18 protein-coding genes are annotated in these 18,118 nt (G+C 63.9%); 8 read left to right on the top strand and 10 right to left on the bottom strand.

Features of this window, described 5'->3' with window-relative positions; all coding sequences use genetic code 11:
• Positions 1-8 precede the first annotated feature (8 nt).
• Positions 9-299 (bottom strand): hypothetical protein, encoded by a 291-nt coding sequence (locus FJ942_RS02820; RefSeq protein ID WP_140494702.1) that lies wholly within the window; start codon positions 297-299, stop codon positions 9-11.
• A gap of 173 nt (positions 300-472) precedes the next feature.
• Positions 473-880, bottom strand: coding sequence for a DUF3168 domain-containing protein (locus tag FJ942_RS02815; protein WP_140494704.1), 408 nt, complete (start codon positions 878-880; stop codon positions 473-475).
• Positions 881-1,135: 255 nt separating this feature from the next.
• On the opposite strand from FJ942_RS02815, the gene FJ942_RS02810 reads away from it, so the two are divergent.
• The gene (locus FJ942_RS02810; protein ID WP_140517970.1) at positions 1,136-1,924 is read left to right on the top strand and encodes a fumarylacetoacetate hydrolase family protein; all 789 of its coding nucleotides are present in this window, start codon (positions 1,136-1,138) and stop codon (positions 1,922-1,924) included.
• 45 nt (positions 1,925-1,969) lie between these two features.
• Here FJ942_RS02810 and FJ942_RS02805 read toward each other — a convergent pair whose 3' ends face one another.
• The 5 genes from FJ942_RS02805 to FJ942_RS02785 all read right to left on the bottom strand — a co-directional run bounded on the left by FJ942_RS02805 (position 1,970) and on the right by FJ942_RS02785 (position 6,962).
• Positions 1,970-2,776 carry an ABC transporter permease gene (locus FJ942_RS02805; RefSeq protein WP_140580854.1) on the bottom strand — a complete coding sequence of 269 codons (807 nt, stop codon included), beginning with the start codon at positions 2,774-2,776 and terminating at the stop codon, positions 1,970-1,972.
• Between the two features lie 3 nt (positions 2,777-2,779).
• Positions 2,780-3,613 (bottom strand): ABC transporter permease, encoded by an 834-nt coding sequence (locus tag FJ942_RS02800; RefSeq protein ID WP_140559435.1) that lies wholly within the window; start codon positions 3,611-3,613, stop codon positions 2,780-2,782.
• Positions 3,614-3,629: 16 nt separating this feature from the next.
• Complete coding sequence (locus tag FJ942_RS02795; protein ID WP_140494711.1) at positions 3,630-4,742, bottom strand: ABC transporter substrate-binding protein; 1,113 nt, start codon at positions 4,740-4,742, stop codon at positions 3,630-3,632.
• Positions 4,743-4,811: 69 nt separating this feature from the next.
• On the bottom strand, positions 4,812-5,906 hold the full coding sequence (locus FJ942_RS02790) for an ABC transporter ATP-binding protein (protein WP_140494713.1): 1,095 nt from the start codon (positions 5,904-5,906) through the stop codon (positions 4,812-4,814).
• A gap of 159 nt (positions 5,907-6,065) precedes the next feature.
• Positions 6,066-6,962: a LysR substrate-binding domain-containing protein gene (locus FJ942_RS02785; protein WP_140494716.1), complete on the bottom strand. Its 897-nt coding sequence runs from the start codon at positions 6,960-6,962 to the stop codon at positions 6,066-6,068.
• 75 nt (positions 6,963-7,037) lie between these two features.
• Between FJ942_RS02785 and FJ942_RS02780 the strand changes: the two genes are divergently transcribed.
• From FJ942_RS02780 to FJ942_RS02750, 6 genes are all read left to right on the top strand, one after another.
• On the top strand, positions 7,038-8,627 hold the full coding sequence (locus FJ942_RS02780; RefSeq protein WP_181167740.1) for an amidohydrolase: 1,590 nt from the start codon (positions 7,038-7,040) through the stop codon (positions 8,625-8,627).
• A gap of 28 nt (positions 8,628-8,655) precedes the next feature.
• On the top strand, positions 8,656-9,588 hold the full coding sequence (locus tag FJ942_RS02775; protein ID WP_140494721.1) for a dimethylarginine dimethylaminohydrolase family protein: 933 nt from the start codon (positions 8,656-8,658) through the stop codon (positions 9,586-9,588).
• A gap of 204 nt (positions 9,589-9,792) precedes the next feature.
• Positions 9,793-11,946 (top strand): penicillin-binding protein 1A, encoded by a 2,154-nt coding sequence (locus FJ942_RS02770; protein WP_140517962.1) that lies wholly within the window; start codon positions 9,793-9,795, stop codon positions 11,944-11,946.
• Positions 11,947-12,079: 133 nt separating this feature from the next.
• A complete protein-coding gene (locus FJ942_RS02765) occupies positions 12,080-12,664 on the top strand; it encodes a DUF1214 domain-containing protein (protein WP_140624505.1) in 585 nt (194 codons plus the stop codon).
• Positions 12,657-13,226, top strand: a complete 570-nt coding sequence (locus FJ942_RS02760; RefSeq protein WP_140897178.1) for a DUF1254 domain-containing protein — start codon at positions 12,657-12,659, stop codon at positions 13,224-13,226. The genes FJ942_RS02765 and FJ942_RS02760 overlap by 8 nt, the downstream gene beginning before the upstream one ends.
• A 454-nt stretch (positions 13,227-13,680) precedes the next feature.
• Complete coding sequence (locus FJ942_RS02750) at positions 13,681-14,712, top strand: DUF2336 domain-containing protein (protein ID WP_140897177.1); 1,032 nt, start codon at positions 13,681-13,683, stop codon at positions 14,710-14,712.
• Here FJ942_RS02750 and FJ942_RS02745 read toward each other — a convergent pair.
• The 3 genes from FJ942_RS02745 to FJ942_RS02735 all read right to left on the bottom strand — a co-directional run bounded on the left by FJ942_RS02745 (position 14,690) and on the right by FJ942_RS02735 (position 17,593).
• Complete coding sequence (locus FJ942_RS02745) at positions 14,690-15,037, bottom strand: DUF1491 family protein (protein WP_140494737.1); 348 nt, start codon at positions 15,035-15,037, stop codon at positions 14,690-14,692. The genes FJ942_RS02750 and FJ942_RS02745 overlap by 23 nt on opposite strands.
• Positions 15,038-15,108: 71 nt before the next feature.
• Positions 15,109-15,873: a peptidoglycan-binding protein gene (locus tag FJ942_RS02740; protein WP_140494739.1), complete on the bottom strand. Its 765-nt coding sequence runs from the start codon at positions 15,871-15,873 to the stop codon at positions 15,109-15,111.
• Positions 15,848-17,593: a PAS domain-containing sensor histidine kinase gene (locus FJ942_RS02735; protein WP_140494740.1), complete on the bottom strand. Its 1,746-nt coding sequence runs from the start codon at positions 17,591-17,593 to the stop codon at positions 15,848-15,850. The genes FJ942_RS02740 and FJ942_RS02735 overlap by 26 nt, the downstream gene beginning before the upstream one ends.
• A gap of 342 nt (positions 17,594-17,935) precedes the next feature.
• Between FJ942_RS02735 and FJ942_RS28405 the strand changes: the two genes are divergently transcribed.
• On the top strand, positions 17,936-18,103 hold the full coding sequence (locus FJ942_RS28405; RefSeq protein WP_181169789.1) for a hypothetical protein: 168 nt from the start codon (positions 17,936-17,938) through the stop codon (positions 18,101-18,103).
• Positions 18,104-18,118: the final 15 nt, after the last annotated feature.

Raw genomic sequence — 18,118 nt, 5'->3', positions numbered from 1 at the left:
CGACGGGGTCAGTTCTGCGGGACGACGATCTCGGAGCGGCGCGGACGCTGCCCGTTCTTGCCCGGAACGAGCACGACGATGACGCAGACCGGCTGCCCGCCTCGCGTCGACTGCGAGGCCTTGGCAAGCGTCCCGCCATTCTGCTCGGCCACCTGCTGGCCGATCGCGTAGCAGTCGGCCGCCGCCACGACAATCGATTCATCCTGCGCGGCTGCCGGCGCAACGCTTGCCGGCACCGCAAGCAGCCCGGCGCAGAGCGCCAGGGTCGCGGTTCGGAAATGGGAGCGAAGCGTTCTCATGGCCAGCGTTGTAACGCATCGGCGCTGAACGTGAAATGAACGGTGATCGCCGCTGAAACCATGCTCGCCACCCCTGCAATGCGAGACAAACAAATTGAGATTTCACCGCCCAACCCGATGAAACCCATGAAGTTCCAGTCTAGACTCCGTTTCGTTCATATTGAAAGCGCGCGTCAGGCGTTTTCCTGGGTCAGCGCCCGAAAACGCAGCAGGCCGTGATGGACAAGCAGTTCCTCGTCATAGCGCGCCTCGCTGAATTCGAGCGACAGGCGTGTCTGGCCGCGAGCGCCGACCTCCAGCACCGCGTCGGCAAGGCGCGCCTCGATGGCATCCATGATGGCGCGCGTTTCGGCTTCGCCATGGGCCTTCGACCAGACATGCAGCGTAATAAGTTGATCGTCGCGGTTCTCGGCGCCGGTGTCCCAGTCAAAGGCGCAGGTCTGGCCGCATGTCACATAGGGAAAGGCGACGTTGTCGGTTGGTTGTTCGCGCAGTCCGGCGCCGCCCAGCAGAGCCGACAGGGACGGATCGCTTTTTAGCCTCAGAAACAGTGCCTGTTGCAAATCGCCGGGCGCCGTCATCGTTTCTCCCTCACCCGGTGCGTACCGACCCTGCTTGCCAGAAGCTCTTCCGCACTCCAGACGCTTTGCCATATATAGCCATTTACTGAACGAACACGATTGCCGATTCGTTGTCACGATGATGAATGTCGATGATCTCGAAAATACGACTTCCCGACAATCTCGTCAGCGACGATGAATAGCGGGTACCCTTTGCGAACCGCAAGCATCAGCAACGCCCGGCAGCGCCGCATTTCCTAATTTCAGGAGCTGATCATGCTCGATCCAGAAAAGGCCAGGGCCGCGTCGCGCCTCCTGGTAGGCCATTGGGACAAGGGCACCCGCCTCGACGCCATCCCCGAGGAATTGCGGCCGAAGACGCGGGCCGAAGGCTACGCCATCCAGTCGCACGTCATGGATCGCTCAGTGGCTCCGCTCTTCGGCTGGAAGATCGCGGCAACCAGCCTGGCCGGCCAGCGGCATATCAACGTCGACGGCCCGATGGCCGGGCGCCTCCTCGCCGAGAAGGCGGTCGAGGTCGGTGGCTCCGTTTCCCTGGCGACAAGCAAGATGCGTGTCGCCGAGATCGAATTCGCCTTCCGGTTCGGCCGTCAGTTGCCGCCTCGCCCGGCGCCTTATGAAATCGGTGATGTAGTGGACGCCGTGGCGAGTTTGCATCCGGCGATCGAAATACCGGACTCCCGCTATGACGATTTCTGCGCTGTCGGCGCGCCGCAGCTCATCGCCGACAATGCTTGTGCCAATCTGTTCGTCATCGGCGAGGCGGCGGAAGACGATTGGCGTGACGTAGATTTCGCGAAGCACCCGGTGGCCGCTTCTGTCTCTGGAAAGTCGCAGCATATCGGATCAGGAGCAGCCGTGTTGGGCGATCCGCGTGTTGCGCTGACCTGGATCGTCAACGAACTGTCGGGGCTGGGCATAACGCTCCAGCCGGGGCAAGTGGTGATAACCGGCACCTGCGTGACGCCGATAAATGTCGAGGCCGGCGACGAAGTCATCGGCGATTTGGGCAGGTTCGGCCGGGTCTCGGTGCGCTTCTGCTAGCAGTTTTACCCCTGTGACAATCCCCTGAGGCAGACAGGCCCCCGGTCATTGTCCTCCACGCAGCCGCACCACAACGCTGCGCACTGCAAGCACCAGCACGGTGATGACGATCAGGATCACTGAAAGGGCCGCGATCGCCGGGTCGATATTGTCGCGCAGACCCATCCACATCAACCTGGGCAGCGTGATGGCGTTGACCGAGGTGATGAACAGCGTGACGCCGATTTCCTCCCAGGAGAGCACGAAGGACAGCAGTGCCGCGGTGACGATGCCGAATTTGATGTTGGGCATGATGATGCGCGTGGCGCGCTCCCAGACGCTGGCGCCAAGGCCACGCGCTGCGAGGTCGATACGGCGGTCAAGCTGGCTGAGGGAGACCAGGATCAGCACCGTGGCGAAGGGCACCGTCATCACCGAATGCGCCATGGCCACACCCAGCCAGGTGTCGTAGCCGAAAAAGGAACTGACGCCGGAGATCGAGGTGAGCAGGAAATAGAGCGTCACCGCCGAGACCACCGGCGGCACCACCATCGGCAACAGCACGAAGCCGACCAGAGCCGCGGTGAAGCGCGGCTGGAACATCCACACGCCAAGGCTGAAGCACAGTGCCAGCACCGTCGAGATAACACTGCTGACGATGCCGATCCTGATCGAGAGCAGGATGGACTGAAGCCAGCGCGGATCCTCGACCAGCGAGCGGTAGTGGCGCAGCGACAACTCGCCCGTTGGCATCGCCAGCATCCGGCTGGGCGTCAGCGAGACCGGGATCACGGCCAGCAGCGGCAGGAGCAGGAACAGCGCCACCATGACGGCGAGGGCAAGCGAGACGGGACCGGGGCGATAGGTCGGCATAGGCTACACCAATTGCTTCGGTCTGACGTAGCGGAAGAGCAGCGCCATCAGGATGCCGACGAACAACACCAGCACCACGCTGATGGCAGCACCCAGCCCCCAGTCCGGGCTCTGGAAGATGCGGAGATAGATCAATTCGGCGATCATGACGCTGCGGCCACCGCCAAGGATCGCCGGCGTAACGAAGAAGCCGAGCGAGAAGACGAAGACGATCAGCGCGGAGCCGATGATGCCGGAGCGCGTCATCGGCACGAACACCGTCCAGAAGGTGCGCATGCGGCTGGAACCCAGCCCGCGCGCGGCGAGCAGCACACGCTCGTCGAGGCTGCGCATGGAAGACGCCAGCGGAAAGACGGCGAAAGGAATGAGGAAGTGCGTCATGCCGACGATGACGCCGAATTCGTTGCGCACCAGCGTCAGCGGTTCGCTAATGAAGCCGATCGACTGCAGCCAGGTGTTGATCAGGCCGCGGTTGGAGAGAAGCGCCACCCAGCCGAAGGCGCGCGTCAGCACCGATATCCAGAACGGCACCAGGATGCAGAATTCGGCCAGCACCCGCTGCGCCGGGCTGCCGCGCACCCAGACCACGGTGATGGCGTAGGCAGCGGCAACCGACACAACGGTGACGATCGCCGCGATGCGCAGCGTGCGGACGAACACCGACTGTACCAGCGGGTCGGTTATCAGCGCGCCGTACTGGCCAAGCCCCGGCGTCGGCAGTGTGAAGCTCCACTTCACCACGCCGAGGAACGGCCAGGCATAGGCGAGGCCAAGGAACAGGAGCAGCGGCGCCATCAGCAGCGCCGCGCCCATCCTATCCGAGAGAACGCCTCTCATGTCAGCCCAGCGCCGGTCAGGCGGAGATGATCTTGGTATATTCGTCCAGCGCCGCCCCGTAATTCTTGGCGTACCAGTCCATGTCGAGCGGGATCTGCTTCTTCATGTTCTCGGGATCGACCGGGTTGATGCGCTTCTTGTCGGCGGGAACCAGAGCGTCGGCAGCCGGGTTGGCCGGGCCCTGACCGAGCTTGTCGAACATGACAAGCTGCTTTGCAGGGTCCTGCGCGCTGGCGATGAACTTCATCGCCGCGTCCTTGCCGCCGGGGTTGTTCTTCAACACGGCCAGTGCGCCGGGCGAAATCAGGCCCTGGTCCCAGATGAACTTGATCTGACCGCCCGAATCCTGCTCGATCAGCGAGGCTCGCGTCGACCAGACGATCGCCATCGAGGCTTCGCCGTTGAGCAACACGCTCTGGCTTTCCGCGCCGCCGCCCCAATAGGCGACGACGTTCTCCTTGAACGCGGCGATCTTGTCATGCGCGCGCTTGAGGTCGAGCGGATAGAGCGACGCCGGCGCGATGCCGTCGGCGAGAAGAGCCGCCTCCCAGCTCGACACGCCCCATTTGTAGAGGGAGCGCTTGCCGGGGAATTTCTTCACGTCGAAGAAATCGGCCATGCCGGTCGGGGCATTGCTGCCGTATTTCTGCGAATCGTAGGCGATCACATAGGAGAAGAAATAGGTCGAGGCGGCGTAATCCCAGCCGAAACCCGGCCGCATCTTCTTCTTGTCGACTATTGTGTAGTCGATCGGCTCGAGCATGCCTTGCGCGCCAAGCGTGATGGCCGAGAACGGGTCGACGTCGACAAGATCCCAGGTCGGCGCACCGCTTTTAAATTGTGCCGCGATGGCCCCTTCGGTCGGGCCGGAGCCATCCATCTTGACGGTGATGCCGGTGTCCTTGGTGAAAGCCTGGCCATAGGCGGCGTCGTAAGCCGTGATGGCGTCGCCGCCCCAGTTGACCAGCACCAGTTCCTTCGCGGCGGCGAAGGACTTGGTCGAGCGCAGCAGCAGCGGCGTGCCGGCAAGCACGAGGCCTGCAAGTTGCGTGAATTGCCGGCGCGAGATCTCACCGCGCCTTGTCCTTTCGGAGAGCGTTTCGATGGCCTGTTTCTTGGTATCGTTCATGTTAGTTCCCCTTTGTTTTCGTTGATCGAATCCGGAATCCGGTGCGGCGAATTCAGGCCGCGCCGGTGCTCATTGCCCTCCGTCCGGAAGGAGGAAACCCTTTTCCGCCGGCCAGGTCAGCCAGACGGAATTGCCTTTGCTGAGTGCCGCGGCCGCGACCTCGTTCGGCACAGAGACGGTCACCTTCGCACCTTGGCGTGTCGTAAGGTCGAGTTTGGTCGCCGCGCCCAGATAGGTCGATCCGATCGCGGTGGCAGCTATGCCGTTCTCGCCTGCCGCCGCCTCGCGCGCTATCGACATATGTTCTGGCCGGATCGCCAGGATGGCATTGCCATCCACTGCTTCGGCGTTGCCGCGCAGCTTGATTGCCCGGTCTTCGCAGAGCGCGGTCGCGCCATGGTCGGCGACGCGCACGCCCTTCAGCGGCAGCATATTGATCTCGCCCAGGAACTCGGCGACGAAGCGGTTGGCGGGCCGGTCATAGACCTCGTCAGGCGCTCCGACCTGCAACAATTTGCCATGGTTGAAGATGGCGACACGCGAGGACAGCGCCAGCGCCTCGCTCTGGTCGTGGGTGACGAAGACGAAGGTGGTGCCGGTCTCCTGGTGCAGGCGCTTCATCTCGGCCTGCATCTGGCCGCGCAGGCTCTTGTCGAGCGCCGAGAACGGCTCGTCGAGCAAAAGCACGCCCGGCTCGAACACCAGCGCGCGGGCCAGCGCCACGCGTTGTTGCTGGCCGCCGGAAAGCTGCGCCGGCAGCTTCTTCTCGTGGCCGAGCAGACCGACGCGCTCTATCATCTCGCCGACGCTACGCTTGATCTCGGCGGCAGATTTCTTGCGCACCTTGAGGGGAAAGGCGATGTTTTGCTCGACGCTCATATGCGGGAAGAGCGCATAGCCCTGGAACACCATGCCGGCGGCGCGCTGCTCGGCCGGCCGGTCGGTAATGTCGACGCCGTCGCTGAACAGGCGGCCCTCGCTGGGCTGCAGGAAGCCGGCCAGGATCATCAGGAAGGTGGTCTTGCCGGAGCCGGAGGGGCCGAGCAGCGTCAAAAACTCGCCGCGGCCGATATTGAGCGTCAGATTGTCCAGCGCACGGAACGAGCCGAAGCTCTTGCCGATCCCGTTCGCCTTGATCTCTGCGGCCCGGCCGGGTTGCTGCATCCTGCCTCTTCCTTGGTGGCTGGGGGAAATCGTAGGCAGCGCGAAGGCTCACCGCAACCGAATAGTTTTCGCCTGATCGGCAAATTTGATTCATCTATGGCGAATGCCGGCGACGCTGGAGCCGCGAAATTCACCTCTCCTGGGGGAGATCAGTTGATCTCAATATGTCCGCAACCTGTTCTCCGATAGCTTCGACCTCAACCATCCCCCAAACGCCTCCAGCACAGGGTGACCCGCCTTGGCGTGCTCGGAAACCAGGAAATAGGAACGCGGCGACGGGATCGAGGTCTCGAACGGCTTGACCAGCCGGCCCTCACTCAGCGCCCGGCGGCTGGTCAGCTCGTCCCCCATGGCGATGCCCTGGCCGGCAATCGCCGCCGAGAAAACGAGGTTCATGTCGGAAAAGAAGATGCCGCCCTCGGTGTCGGGGTTCTCGACCTTGGCCAGCGCCAGCCAGCGCGCCCAGTCCTCCGTATCGCCAAGATGCAGCAGGTTGGCGCGCAGGACGTCGGCGGGCTTGGAAAAGCCGCCCACTTTGTTGAGTAGCGTCGGGCTGCAGAGCGGCGTGAACGAGATATCGCACAGCAGTTCCACCACGCGGTTCGGCCAGTTGCCGACGCCAAAGGCAATGAAGGCGTCGGCGTCCGGATTGCTGACGTCGTCGAGCCGCCGGGGCGTCAGTATGCTCAGCGCCACGTCCGGATACATCTGCCGGAACTCGCCGATATGGGTGCACAAGAACAGCGAGGCGAAGCCTGGTGTGCATGAGACTGCGAAGGAGCCGCCGACCCCGGTGCCGGCGTTTTGCGCCACCGCGTCGCCGAGCACGGTCAGCGCCTTGCGCACGTCCGCGGCATAGCGCTGGCCGCGCGGCGTCAGCGCCACGCCCTTGCCGATGCGCTCCAGCAGATCGAAGCCGAGGTCGCGTTCGAGCAAGCGCAATTGATGGCTGACCGCACTGCGGGTGAGGTGCAATTCGTCGGCGGCGCGCCAGACGCTGCCATGACGGGCGAAACTGTCGAGGGCGCGCAGCGCCTGCGTCGATGGAATTCTCAAGAGGTGAACCGAATTTGCACGAACCGGGAAAACATATCACTTTTTGGCAAGCCGCTTCACTGCTTTCTTTGGCGCATGGAAAAACCGGTGACGACATCGGCGCAAGAAACCGCTCTTGCCTGCCTCGACGGCATCCAGCCGCTGCTGTCGGCCTGGACGCGCACCATCTTCGACTTCGGCGAGACCGCCTGGCGCGAGTACCAGTCGGCAGATTGGTATGTCGATCGGCTGAAGCGCGAGGGGTTTGCGGTCGAGGAAGGCTCCGCGGGCATGCCGACGGCCTTCTGCGCCCACTGGACCAATGGAGACGGTCCGACCATCGGCATGTATGCCGAATATGACGCCGTGCCCGGCAACTGCCAGAACGCTGCCACGGTGAAGCGGCCCCGCCCAGGGCTCGGCTCCGAAGCCGGCGGCCATACCGATCCGCACTCGGGCCTGGGCATGGCCAGCCTGGGCGGTCTGCTCGCCACAAAGGCCGCCATGCAGCGCCACGGCATTGCAGGCACGCTGCGCTTCACCGGCGAGCCGGCGGAGAAGGTGCGCGGCTCGAAACCGATCCATGCAGCCAAAGGCTATTATGACGGCCTTGCCGGCATGATCTCCTTCCATCCCTTCTACATGCTGCCGCTCTGCAACACTGCGCGCTGGGACACCCATTGCGGCGCTGCCTACGCGATGATCTATCGCTTCATCTGCGATGAGCCCGAGAATTGGGCACGCGCCGCCGGCGACGGCGCCCCGATCCCGCAGGCACATTCGGCGGTTCGCGCGCCCGGCGCCAACGACGCGCTGATGACGATGTACATAGCCTCCAAGGCGCTGCGCGATTCCATGCTGCCGCACCAGGGCGGCTGGTCGATCAGCGAGGCGATCCTGACGGCGGGCCAGGCCACCGCCGACAATCTGCCGGCAGGCCTTGCCGAGATCCAGTACATGATCCGTGTTCCGACCATCGCCATGGCCGAGCAGGTCACCGCCGTGCTCGACCGAAACGCCTCGGCCGCCGCCGCGATCAGCGGCTGCCGCTACGAACGGCACTGGGTTTCGAAGTCGCGGCCGGGGCTGGCCAATCATGCCATGGCCGGGATCGCCTATGAGGCGTTGGCGAGCGTCGGCCCGCCCCGCTGGGACGAGGCGGCGAAGAAGATCGCCCGCGAGATCCAGGTCAATGCCGGTGGGGTGGCGAGCGAAAACCCCTTCATCGACGAGCTGGAGCGGCTGATTGCACCACAGGAGGCAGAGGCGATCCTGCGCCGCGACCTGCCGCCGTCGCAGGTGAACTCGACCTCGGACGACTACACCGATATGAGCTGGCACGCGCCGACGGCGCGTTTCTATGTCGCCCGCCCTGCCCTGCGTTCGGCAAACGGTCATGTTTTTCCAGCTTGGGCGATGAACGCGCTGGGTGGCATCCCGGCGACCATCGACCCGATGGTCATCTGCGCGGCGAAGACCGTCGCGCTATCCGCCCTTCGCCTGCTGGAAGACAAGGCCGCGCGCGACATGGCGATGGACGAGTTCGTCACCCGAACCGGCGGCGGCATTGGCGGTTCGACCTGGATCGCCCCGCTCTGCGACTACGATCCGCCCATCAACTTCCGCTGGCCGGAATATGTCACCACGCCGCGCGGCCGCGACTGGTGGATACCAAGCAAGCAATGACCGCAAACGCCCATACGAGGAGAACCGCATGACCGTTCATGACCGCATCATCGCCGAGCCGTTTTCGCTGCAGCGCCGCAACCCGGCCGGCGGCACCAAGCCGCTGACATCATGGGGTTTCGCCAACGAGACCGACGTCTTGACCGACGTGCTGCTCGGCTCGCCCAATTTCCTGCGCCATCTCTCGACCAGCTCCCTGTCGCGCAAGCACCTGCGCGAGGCGCCCTGCAACATCCAGATCGCGCAGGCACAACACAAGGATCTGGTCGCGGCCTACGAGCATTTCGGCGTCAACATCCACTGGCACGAGCCGACGCCGGAGCTGCCGATGCAGGTCTACTCCCGCGATTCCAGCGTAATGACGCCGTACGGCGCCATCATCACCGCCATGGCCAATTGGTGGCGGCGCGGCGAGAATTACGCCGCCATCCGCACCTATGAAAAACTCGGCATCCCGATCTACGACATGGTCACCGCAGGCACCTTCGAGGGCGGCGATTTCAACGTCATCGAGGATGGCGTGGTGCTGATCGGCTGCGGCGGCGCCCGCACGCAGGAAGAAGGCGCCCGGCAGGTGCAGGCCTGGTTCGAAAAAGAGGGTTGGGAAACACGAATCGCCTTCATCGACGAGTACTATGTCCATATCGACCTGATGGTGGTGCCGATCGCGGAAAAGCTCACCGCCGTCTGCCTCGCCTGCACCGAGCCGGGGATCGTCGACTGGCTGAGGGGCAAAGGGCACGAGATCATCGACGTGCCGTTCCAGGACACGATGGCGCTCGGCTGCAACTTCATGTCGCTGGGCAAGGACAGGGTGATCGCGCCGACATCCAGCCAGTCGCTGATCGGTCAACTCAAGGCGCGCGGCTTCGAAGTGGCGGCCGTCGACATGAGCGAGATCTCCAAGACCGGCGGCGGCATCCACTGCATGGCGCAGGCGTTGAAGCGCGAGGCGGCCTGAGCCCGGAACGGCAACCCCATCTTCGCCCGCCTGATCAGCGTCAGGCGGGTGAATGGCGGTTTGTACCGCCCCCATCAACAAACCCTGCAGGTGTGTCCTCGCCACCCTTGTGGGCGTCCGCAAATGGATGAATAGTCAGGGCGGCGTCGCCCTGAAACTGCCCGCTTGGTTTTCAGGCCGCGCCATAGCCGTCCGGGTTTTTGAATGGTCAGTCCTGAACCACGCAAGAGAAGAGGTGCGATCGCCGCCCGGCTGCTGGCGCTCGACGCATGGATCGATTCTTCTCTCTACGAGATCGGGTTCAAGGCGCGCCAGTTCTGGGAGGGCGCGACGATTTTCTCCCGGCGTTTCCGCGTCAACGGCTGGCGCCGTGGCATCGTCGAGCTTTTGAGCGAAGGTTTCACGCTTGGCGCCGGCGGCATCGTCGTCATGCTGGCGCTGGCTATTCCCGCCTTCCAGGACACGGCCGGCGACTGGCGCGCCCAGGGCGACTTCGCCGTTACCTTCCTCGACCGTTATGGCAACGAGATCGGCCAACGCGGCATCATCCAGCGCGATTCCGTGCCGGTCGACGAAATGCCGGACCACGTCATCAAGGCGGTGCTTGCCACCGAGGACCGGCGCTTCTTCGACCATTACGGCATCGACGTTCTCGGCCTGTCGCGCGCAATCTTCGAAAATGTGCGGGCAAACTCGGTCGTCCAGGGCGGCTCCAGCATCACGCAGCAGCTGGCCAAGAACCTGTTCCTGACCAATGAGCGCACCTTCGAGCGCAAGATCAAGGAAGCCTTCCTGTCGCTGTGGCTCGAAGCCAATCTGTCGAAGAAGGAAATCTTGCAGCTCTATCTCGACCGCGCCTATATGGGCGGCGGCACGTTCGGCATCGAGGCGGCGGCGGACTTCTATTTCGGCAAGAGCGTCAAGGACCTCAATCTCGCCGAGGCGGCGATGCTTGCAGGCCTGTTCAAGGCGCCGACCAAATACGCGCCGCACATCAACCTGCCGGCGGCGCGCGCGCGCGCCAATGTGGTGCTGTCCAATCTCGTCGATTCCGGCTTCATGACCGAGGGCCAGGTGCTGCAGGCAAGGCTGCATCCGGCCGATGTCGTCGACCGCGGCGAACAGAAGAGCCCCGATTATTTCCTCGACTGGGCCTTCGACGAGGTCAAGAAGATCGCCAAGCCCGGGCAGCACTCGCTGGTGGCGCACACCACCTTCGACGCCAACATCCAGAAGGCGGCAGAAGAGTCGGTGGAGTTCCACCTGCGCCAGTTCGGCAAGGAGTACAACGTCACCGAAGGCGCCGTGGTGGTCATCGAGACCAACGGCGCGGTGCGCGCGATCGTCGGCGGCCGCGACTATGGCGCCAGCCAGTTCAACCGCGCCACCAAGGCACTGCGCCAGACCGGCTCCTCCTTTAAGCCCTACGTCTATGCAACGGCGATGGAGCACGGCTTTACGCCGAATTCGATCGTATCAGGCGGGCCGATCAGCTGGGGCAACTGGTCGCCGCACAATTACGGTGGCGAGTCGGCGGGCAAGGTCCCGCTGATCGTGGCCATGGCCAAGTCGATCAACACGGTGCCCGTGCGGCTTGCCAAGGACTATCTCGGCATCGGGCCGATCAAGGCGATGGCGGAATCATTCGGCGTGGAATCGCCGCTCGAAGCGCACAAGACCATGGTGCTCGGCACCTCGGGCATGACCGTGATGGACCAGGCGACGGGCTACAGCGTGTTCGCGCAGAACGGCTTCGTCGGCTCCAGGCATGGCATCACGCAGCTCGTCACCCGCACCGGCGAGGTGGTCTACGATTTCGCCAAGGATGCGCCGCCGCCGCACCGCGTGCTGTCCGAGCAGGCGCTGAAATCGATGAACACCATGCTTGTCGCGGTACCGGCGATGGGTACCGCCAGGCGCGCGCAGATCCCCAACATCGTCGTCGCCGGCAAGACCGGCACGACGCAATCCTACCGCGATGCCTGGTTCGTCGGCTTCACCGGCAACTACACGGCGGCCGTCTGGCTGGGCAATGACGATTTCACCCCGACCAAGAACATGACAGGCGGCTCGCTGCCGGCGATGGTGTGGCAGCGGCTCATGGTCTATGCGCATCAGAACATCGACCTCAAGCCTATCCCCGGCATCGACAAGCCCTTCGTCGACGAGGAGATCGCGGCCAAGGCCGCGGAAGCGCAGAAGAAGAGCGAGGAACAGGCAGCGGCCGATGCCGCCGCCGAACGGCCGCCGGTGCTGTCCAGCCGGACGACACAGACGCTCAGGGACATGACCCACCTGTTCGAAACGGCGCGCAGGCTCGGTGCATCGGCTCCGCCCGAAACGCTGTCGGCGCTGTGATCGCGGCGCCTCTTCCCTTCTGCCTTCGGGAAGATGGAAAAGCCACACCTTGCGAATCCGCGTCCTGCGGCTTGCCACACGACCCCGCGCCGCGATATCCCCGAGCGGCAATTCTTCATGCGCCCGGCCTTTCATGCTCAAGAACGCCTTCCTGACGCTGCTTTCGCTTGCCATAGCCATCGGCGGCGGCGGCGCCAGCGTCTGGTATGCGCTGAAAATGCAGGACGGCGTCGGGGCGATCAGGATCGGCCAGTGGACCGCCTTTCCCGATATCGGCACACCCGCAGCCGACCCCTATTCCAAGGCCCGCGTGGCGCGCGAGGGCGTGCTCGCGCTCGGCCGCGCCGAAGGGCTGTCCTTTGTCGCCGAGGACGACGCAGCTGGCGGAGAACTCAGGCGCGAATGTACCTACACGATCGAAGGCGGATTTCCGACCGCCCGATTCTGGACCCTCTATGCCGCCGACCAATCGCTCGGCGTGGTCGAGACCGGCAAATCGCGGCTTGCCGCGCTTCAATCCTATGGCGTGCTGCGCCAATCCGACAATTCGGTGCTCATTTCCGTCGGCCATCAACCGATGCCCGGCAATTGGCTGCTGACCGACGGTTCCGGCAGGATGTATTTCGTCTTGACATTCTACGACACGCCGATCGCCAGCAGCACCGGCCTGTCGGATGTTTCGCTGCCCAAGATCACCAAGGTCGGCTGCGATGCGTAGTGTCTACGCCGCGACGCGCAGACTTGTGCATGCCGTCCTTCTCGGCCTCGTCGGTGCCGGTATCGTGCATATCGTCGTGCTGCTTCTGGTGCCTGAATTCTCGGAACGCGATGCCTGGTCGCGGCTGTCGATGGCGTCGGATCTGTACCGGATGACCCGGCTCGATGCCGAGGCGGGCGGCGCGCCGGTGGTGAAATCGGTCGACCCGCTGTTTTATGCGACGGCTTGCCGGTTCGACCTCGAGGAGGGAATGGTGAGGATCAGAGCGCCGGGCAATGTGCCCTTCTGGTCGGTGTCGGTCTATGACCGCAACGGCCACAACATCTATTCATTCAACGACCACACGGCGACCGGGGGCAAGCTGGATGCCGTGGTGCTGACGCCGGCGCAGATGATCGACATGCGCAGGGACCTTCCCGAAGAGCTTCAGGGAGCGATCTTCGTCGAAGCGCCGATCGACGAGGGCATATTCGTCATCCGCAGCTTCGTGCCGGACGACAGCTGGAAGTCGATCGTGTCGCGCTTTCTGGAGCAGAGTTCGTGCGAGCTGCAGGACTTTTAGACCGCGGCCCGGACAATCCGCATCAGAACAATCAAGGGCGGTGCCGCAGGGATGATTCCCGCCTCGGCCTCAAGAACGTTCAGTGGTGCGGCACTGGCGTGCGTGGCGTTCCCGGCTTGTCAGGGCCGGCAGGCCGCGCTTCCCCTGCGGTGGACCGCTCATAGCGGATACCGGGAAAGATGATCACCGCCGCCGGTATTTCGGTGGTTTGCTTTGCTCGATTGGTTGGTGCCGTTCTCGGCACGAAAGACAGTACCATGCCCATGGTTCGCGTATTCCTCTCGGTTGCCCCGGAGCACAACGCAACGCCTCCAAATATCATTAAGGCCGGCAGAGGGTTAACGGAGCGCTAACGGATCCCAGCTAAATTGATCTTTGTTCTTGGCAATCGCGAAACCGACATGGTTCCGGTCGAGCATGGTCAGGCGTGTATAGAGTATCGGGCGTATCCCTCGTGTCATCTTCGGACTTCAGGCAAATCGCGGTAGGGACGGAATCGGGAAAGGCCGAAAGGCTGTTCCGCGCAGCGGTGTCTGCGTTCTGCTCGCTTACGCGGCCGTCCCGCCGGGAGATCGGCCAGCTCGAAGATCTGACGCTGCCGCTGTTCGACAACGTGTCCGTCGAATCGCGCCGCTACGTGGCGGCGGCCCTCTCTGAATGCGAATATGCTCCGGCCGGGCTGGTGCGGCGCCTGTGCGAGGAGCCGGTAGACATCGCCGCCCCCTTGCTCATCCGCTCGCGCGCAGTCAGTGACATCGACCTCATTGCGCTGATCGGCCGGCACGGGCTGCCGCATGCGCGCGCGATCGCGCGCCGCAAGAACCTTAATCCGACCATCGCCGATCTGATCAGGGCGCTGGAAAGGCCGATGCTGGTGCGGGTACGCGATCCGGAAGCGGAAGCCTCCCCGGCACAAACCGCTCCCTTGAAGGCGCCGGCCGCCGACAGCGCGACAAGGCAGCAGACGCCGGGCGTTGGTGCCGAAAATGCGCGGCACAGGCTGCGCTCCATGATGCGGGCCGGCGAGGAGGCGCAGGCGGCGCAGGTCGATCCGTTCACCGGAGCCGATACCTATGCCAAATTGCGCGAGACGGCGCTGACCGGAAACGCCGCCTTCTTCCAGACCGCGCTCGCCGATGCGCTCGATATCGATTTCTCGACGGCCAGGTTGCTGACGGCGAACCAGAATTACATGCCGCTGCTGACGGCGCTGCGCTCGCTCGACCTCAGCGAGGACCGGGCATTCCTGATCACGGTTGCCGTCTACTCCCGCGAGTTTCCGCATCCGCAGGCGATCCGCACCTTCCTCGATCGCTACCGGCTCCTGCACCGCGACGCGGCGCTGGACAAGGTGCGGGAATGGAAGGCCGTGACCCTGTCCGATGTGGTTCGCGACGCCGCCCCCACCAACAGCGCCAGCCGCGAGGCGTCGAACAGTGACGATGCAGCGGCCTTCCCTGGCCTCAGGACATCTTCACGGAAATAAGCTCCTCGACAGGAACAGCGCCGGCCTCGATCTCAACCACCCAGATGTCGGGATCGAATTTCTTCTCGCGCTCCAGTCTGGCGTCCAGCACCGAAGCATCGGCGGCGGTGGCGAGAAGGCTAAAGAAACGGTCGTCGGGCTTGGCCGAATCGTAGCTCGTCTGTGGCGCCGGCCCATAGAGAGCGATTTCACCAAGCCGGCTCCGCGTTAGAACGAACACGGCGCCGGCTTCGGTCGCGCCGCGCTTGACCACGGCGGCAAACCCGCCCGCGCCGAAAACCCGACGCAACAGGGCCGATACCCAGAGATCCGTGGTCACGCGCATGAGAAAAGTCCGGACAGCATGCGGGCTATCTATCGGTATTTACACCGCTGGGCGAGCCGTTGTTTGCGCCGTCAGTTGGTCAGGCCGATCTCGCGCATCTTGACATAGACCAGTTCGTCGGGCTCGCCGGTCTGCGGCAGGCCGAACAGCGACTGGAATTCCTTGATGGCCGCCTTGGTACGGGCGCCGACGACGCCGTCGAGCTGCATGTCGTCATTGCCGAAGGCCTTGAGCCCGGCCTGTATCTTGACAATGCGAGGATCCGGCGCTTGGGAAGCCGTATCGGTCTGCAGCGACACTGGAACCGCCTGCGACACTTCGGGACGCGGTTGCGGTTTCGGCACGGCGGCGGTTTTCGGGGTCGCGCCCAGCTGATCGAGCAGCAGCGCGTCGATCTCGCCGGACGTGTTGAGCCCAACCTTCTGCTGATAGGCCTGGATCGCCTTGCGCGTGTTGGGTCCGGAAATGCCGTCGACCGTGCCGGCGTAGAAATCGAGATCCTTCAATATGCCCTGCACCTGCTCCACCACCGGATCGCCCTTGACCGGCGCCGGCGCGGTACCTGGCCGCACGATGTTGAAGGTGGTCTCCGGCTCATCAGCGGCCGCGTGCGGAACGCCCTGCATGCTGCGGGTCGCGAAGAAGGCGCCGGCATGCGGAAAAGGCTGGTACCACAGCGCATTCGCCGAAACGTAGAACAGCGTCACCAGGAATGCCGTCGACCCTCCCACCAGGACGGGATTGCGCGAAATCATGCCGCCGATGGCGACGGCTCCGTCCTGGAAGGCGTTGCTGCGGCGCTTGGCCGCCTTAGGCTGTTTTGCGGAGCGCGCCATTTCCGTCCCCTTTCGCCCTGGCCAGCGGCATCGTCAGCACCCCGGCCTTGTCCGCCGGCCGCCCTTTCGGCCCGTTCACCGGCAGGCTGATGGTGACCGTGGTACCCTCGCCCGGCATGCTTTCGATCGACATGGTGCCTTCGTGCAGCGCCACCAGTCCCTTGACCAGCGACAGGCCAAGGCCGGTCCCCTCGAAACGACGGGTATAGTCGTTCTGGATCTGCATGAACGGCTTGCCGAGATTGGCGAAATCTTCCTCGGCGATGCCGATGCCGGTGTCCCGCACCCAGAAATGCAGGCGCGAACCGATCCGCTTGGCGCCGACGACGACATCGCCGCCATCGGGCGTGAACTTGATCGCATTCGAGACGAGATTGATGAGGATCTGCTGCACGGCGCGCCGGTCGGCGTTGATTTCGCCGGCGTCCGGCGCGATCTGCGCCTTGAGATCGATGTTCTTGGCCTGCGCCTGGAGCCGCATCATCTGCTGACACATGTCGACGGCTTCCATGAAGCGGAATGGCTCCGGTTCGGTCGCATAGACGCCCGATTCGATCCGCGATACGTCGAGAATGGAGGTTACGACGGCAAGCAGATGCTGGCCGGAATCGCGCACCAGACCGACATATTCCTTCTGCCGTGGATCCTTGAAGGCGCCGAACATCTCGTGCAGCAGCATGTCGGAGAATCCGATGATGGCATTGAGCGGCGTGCGCAGTTCGTGGCTCACCACCGCCAGGAAGCGCCCTTTCGCCACTTCGGCGGCGGCGGCCGCGTCATTGGCGGCGCCGAGGTCTTCGCGCAACCGGGCGACCTCGTCGTTCTCGCGCAGCACAAGCGTGAAAACGTCGCCCTGCTCCTGAGCGCGCATCAGTTCGAGCGAAAACGGCCGATAGTTGTCTGCCGGGCCATTGCCATTCTGTCCATTGCCGTCCTGCGGCAGCCTGACGCGCAACTCCAGCCTGCGCGACAGCGCCCCGTCTCGCATGTCGGCCAAGGCACTGAGATAGGAGACGCGATCCGAGAGATGCACGCGATCGAAAAGCCCGGTTCCGCAAAGCAGTTGCGGGGGCAGTTTCAACAGCGTACGCGCCTTTGCCGAGGCATCGATAACCTCGCCATGGCGGGCGACGCGCAGGACCACCGCGTCGATCATGTCTTCCAGACGATCGCCGGTGTCCCCTACGTCGGCCGCAGCCGCCGTGTTGCGAACCGCCGATATACGCGGCACCAGCGTCAGCGCCCAGGCCAATGGCAGCAGCCAGTGCCACGCGGCGACCGGCGCCGCGGCGTGCGGGAGGACGGTTGCCGTCACAGGCTGCAACATAATGGCGACGAAGGCGCAGACGGCTCCCCACAGCGCCGCGCGGCGCGAGGCGCCGATCCACCAGGCTTCGAACGGCAGCGCCACGAAAAGCATCGCGACCGGAGAGCTCAGCCCGCCGGCAGCGGCAACAAGACCGGCGAGCGCAAGTCCCGCGATCGCCAGCGCGGCCCGGCCGGCCAGATCCATCCTGCCGGTCGCGGCCACCAGCAAGGCGATGAACCAGCAAAGACCAAAGGCCGCGAAGATGGCGGCCACGGTGACGGCTGCGCCCATGCCTGACGTGACGAGCGTGACCGCGGCACCGGCGGCAAAGAACGGAGCGGCCAGCATGGCGCCGATAAAGCGGCGCTGACGCTCGCGGTCGTCCAGCCCAAGAATGGAGGGATGGACCATACGTTCACAACCGGCGGCCATTGCCCCAGGCAATTCAACGTATCTGGCCTTGATCGGCATCAACTCAACGCACCCGCACTCGTCGTGAACAGCTCTGCTTTTGCAGATCGTTTTGATTGACCCTGAAACTCGCACCCAGCCTTTAAAGAATGGATAAGGCAGGGCCGACCCAAGGCCCGGCCCACGGCGAATATCGGGATGGGAGCGCCCGAAAAGGCGGGCAAATGCCACCATAGTAAACGGAGGGTTATCCGCAGGGGCCGCCCGAAGCCTGGCCAGCCGCAGCGCACCGACCGCCTGATTTTGTGGAAAACGCAATAGAAACAAAGGGGTGTATGGCTAATGGATGATAAGAAAAATGGTTCCAATCTGAGACAAATCGACAGCAAAACGCTTCGTTTCGAATTTGCCTCAAATTTGAAGAAAATTCTCGGCCAACCCGCAAGCCGTCCTTTGCGCCTGTGTGCCAATATCCCGCCCACAAAAGAGGTCATGCTCATGGATGCATGATCCGGTCACGACAAG

It is taken from the genome of Mesorhizobium sp. B2-4-2 (assembly GCF_006442845.1).
In the GTDB taxonomy this organism is placed as follows: domain Bacteria; phylum Pseudomonadota; class Alphaproteobacteria; order Rhizobiales; family Rhizobiaceae; genus Mesorhizobium.
The sequence above is the reverse complement of the archived record's forward strand: the minus strand, read 5'-3'. Positions and strand labels throughout refer to the sequence as shown.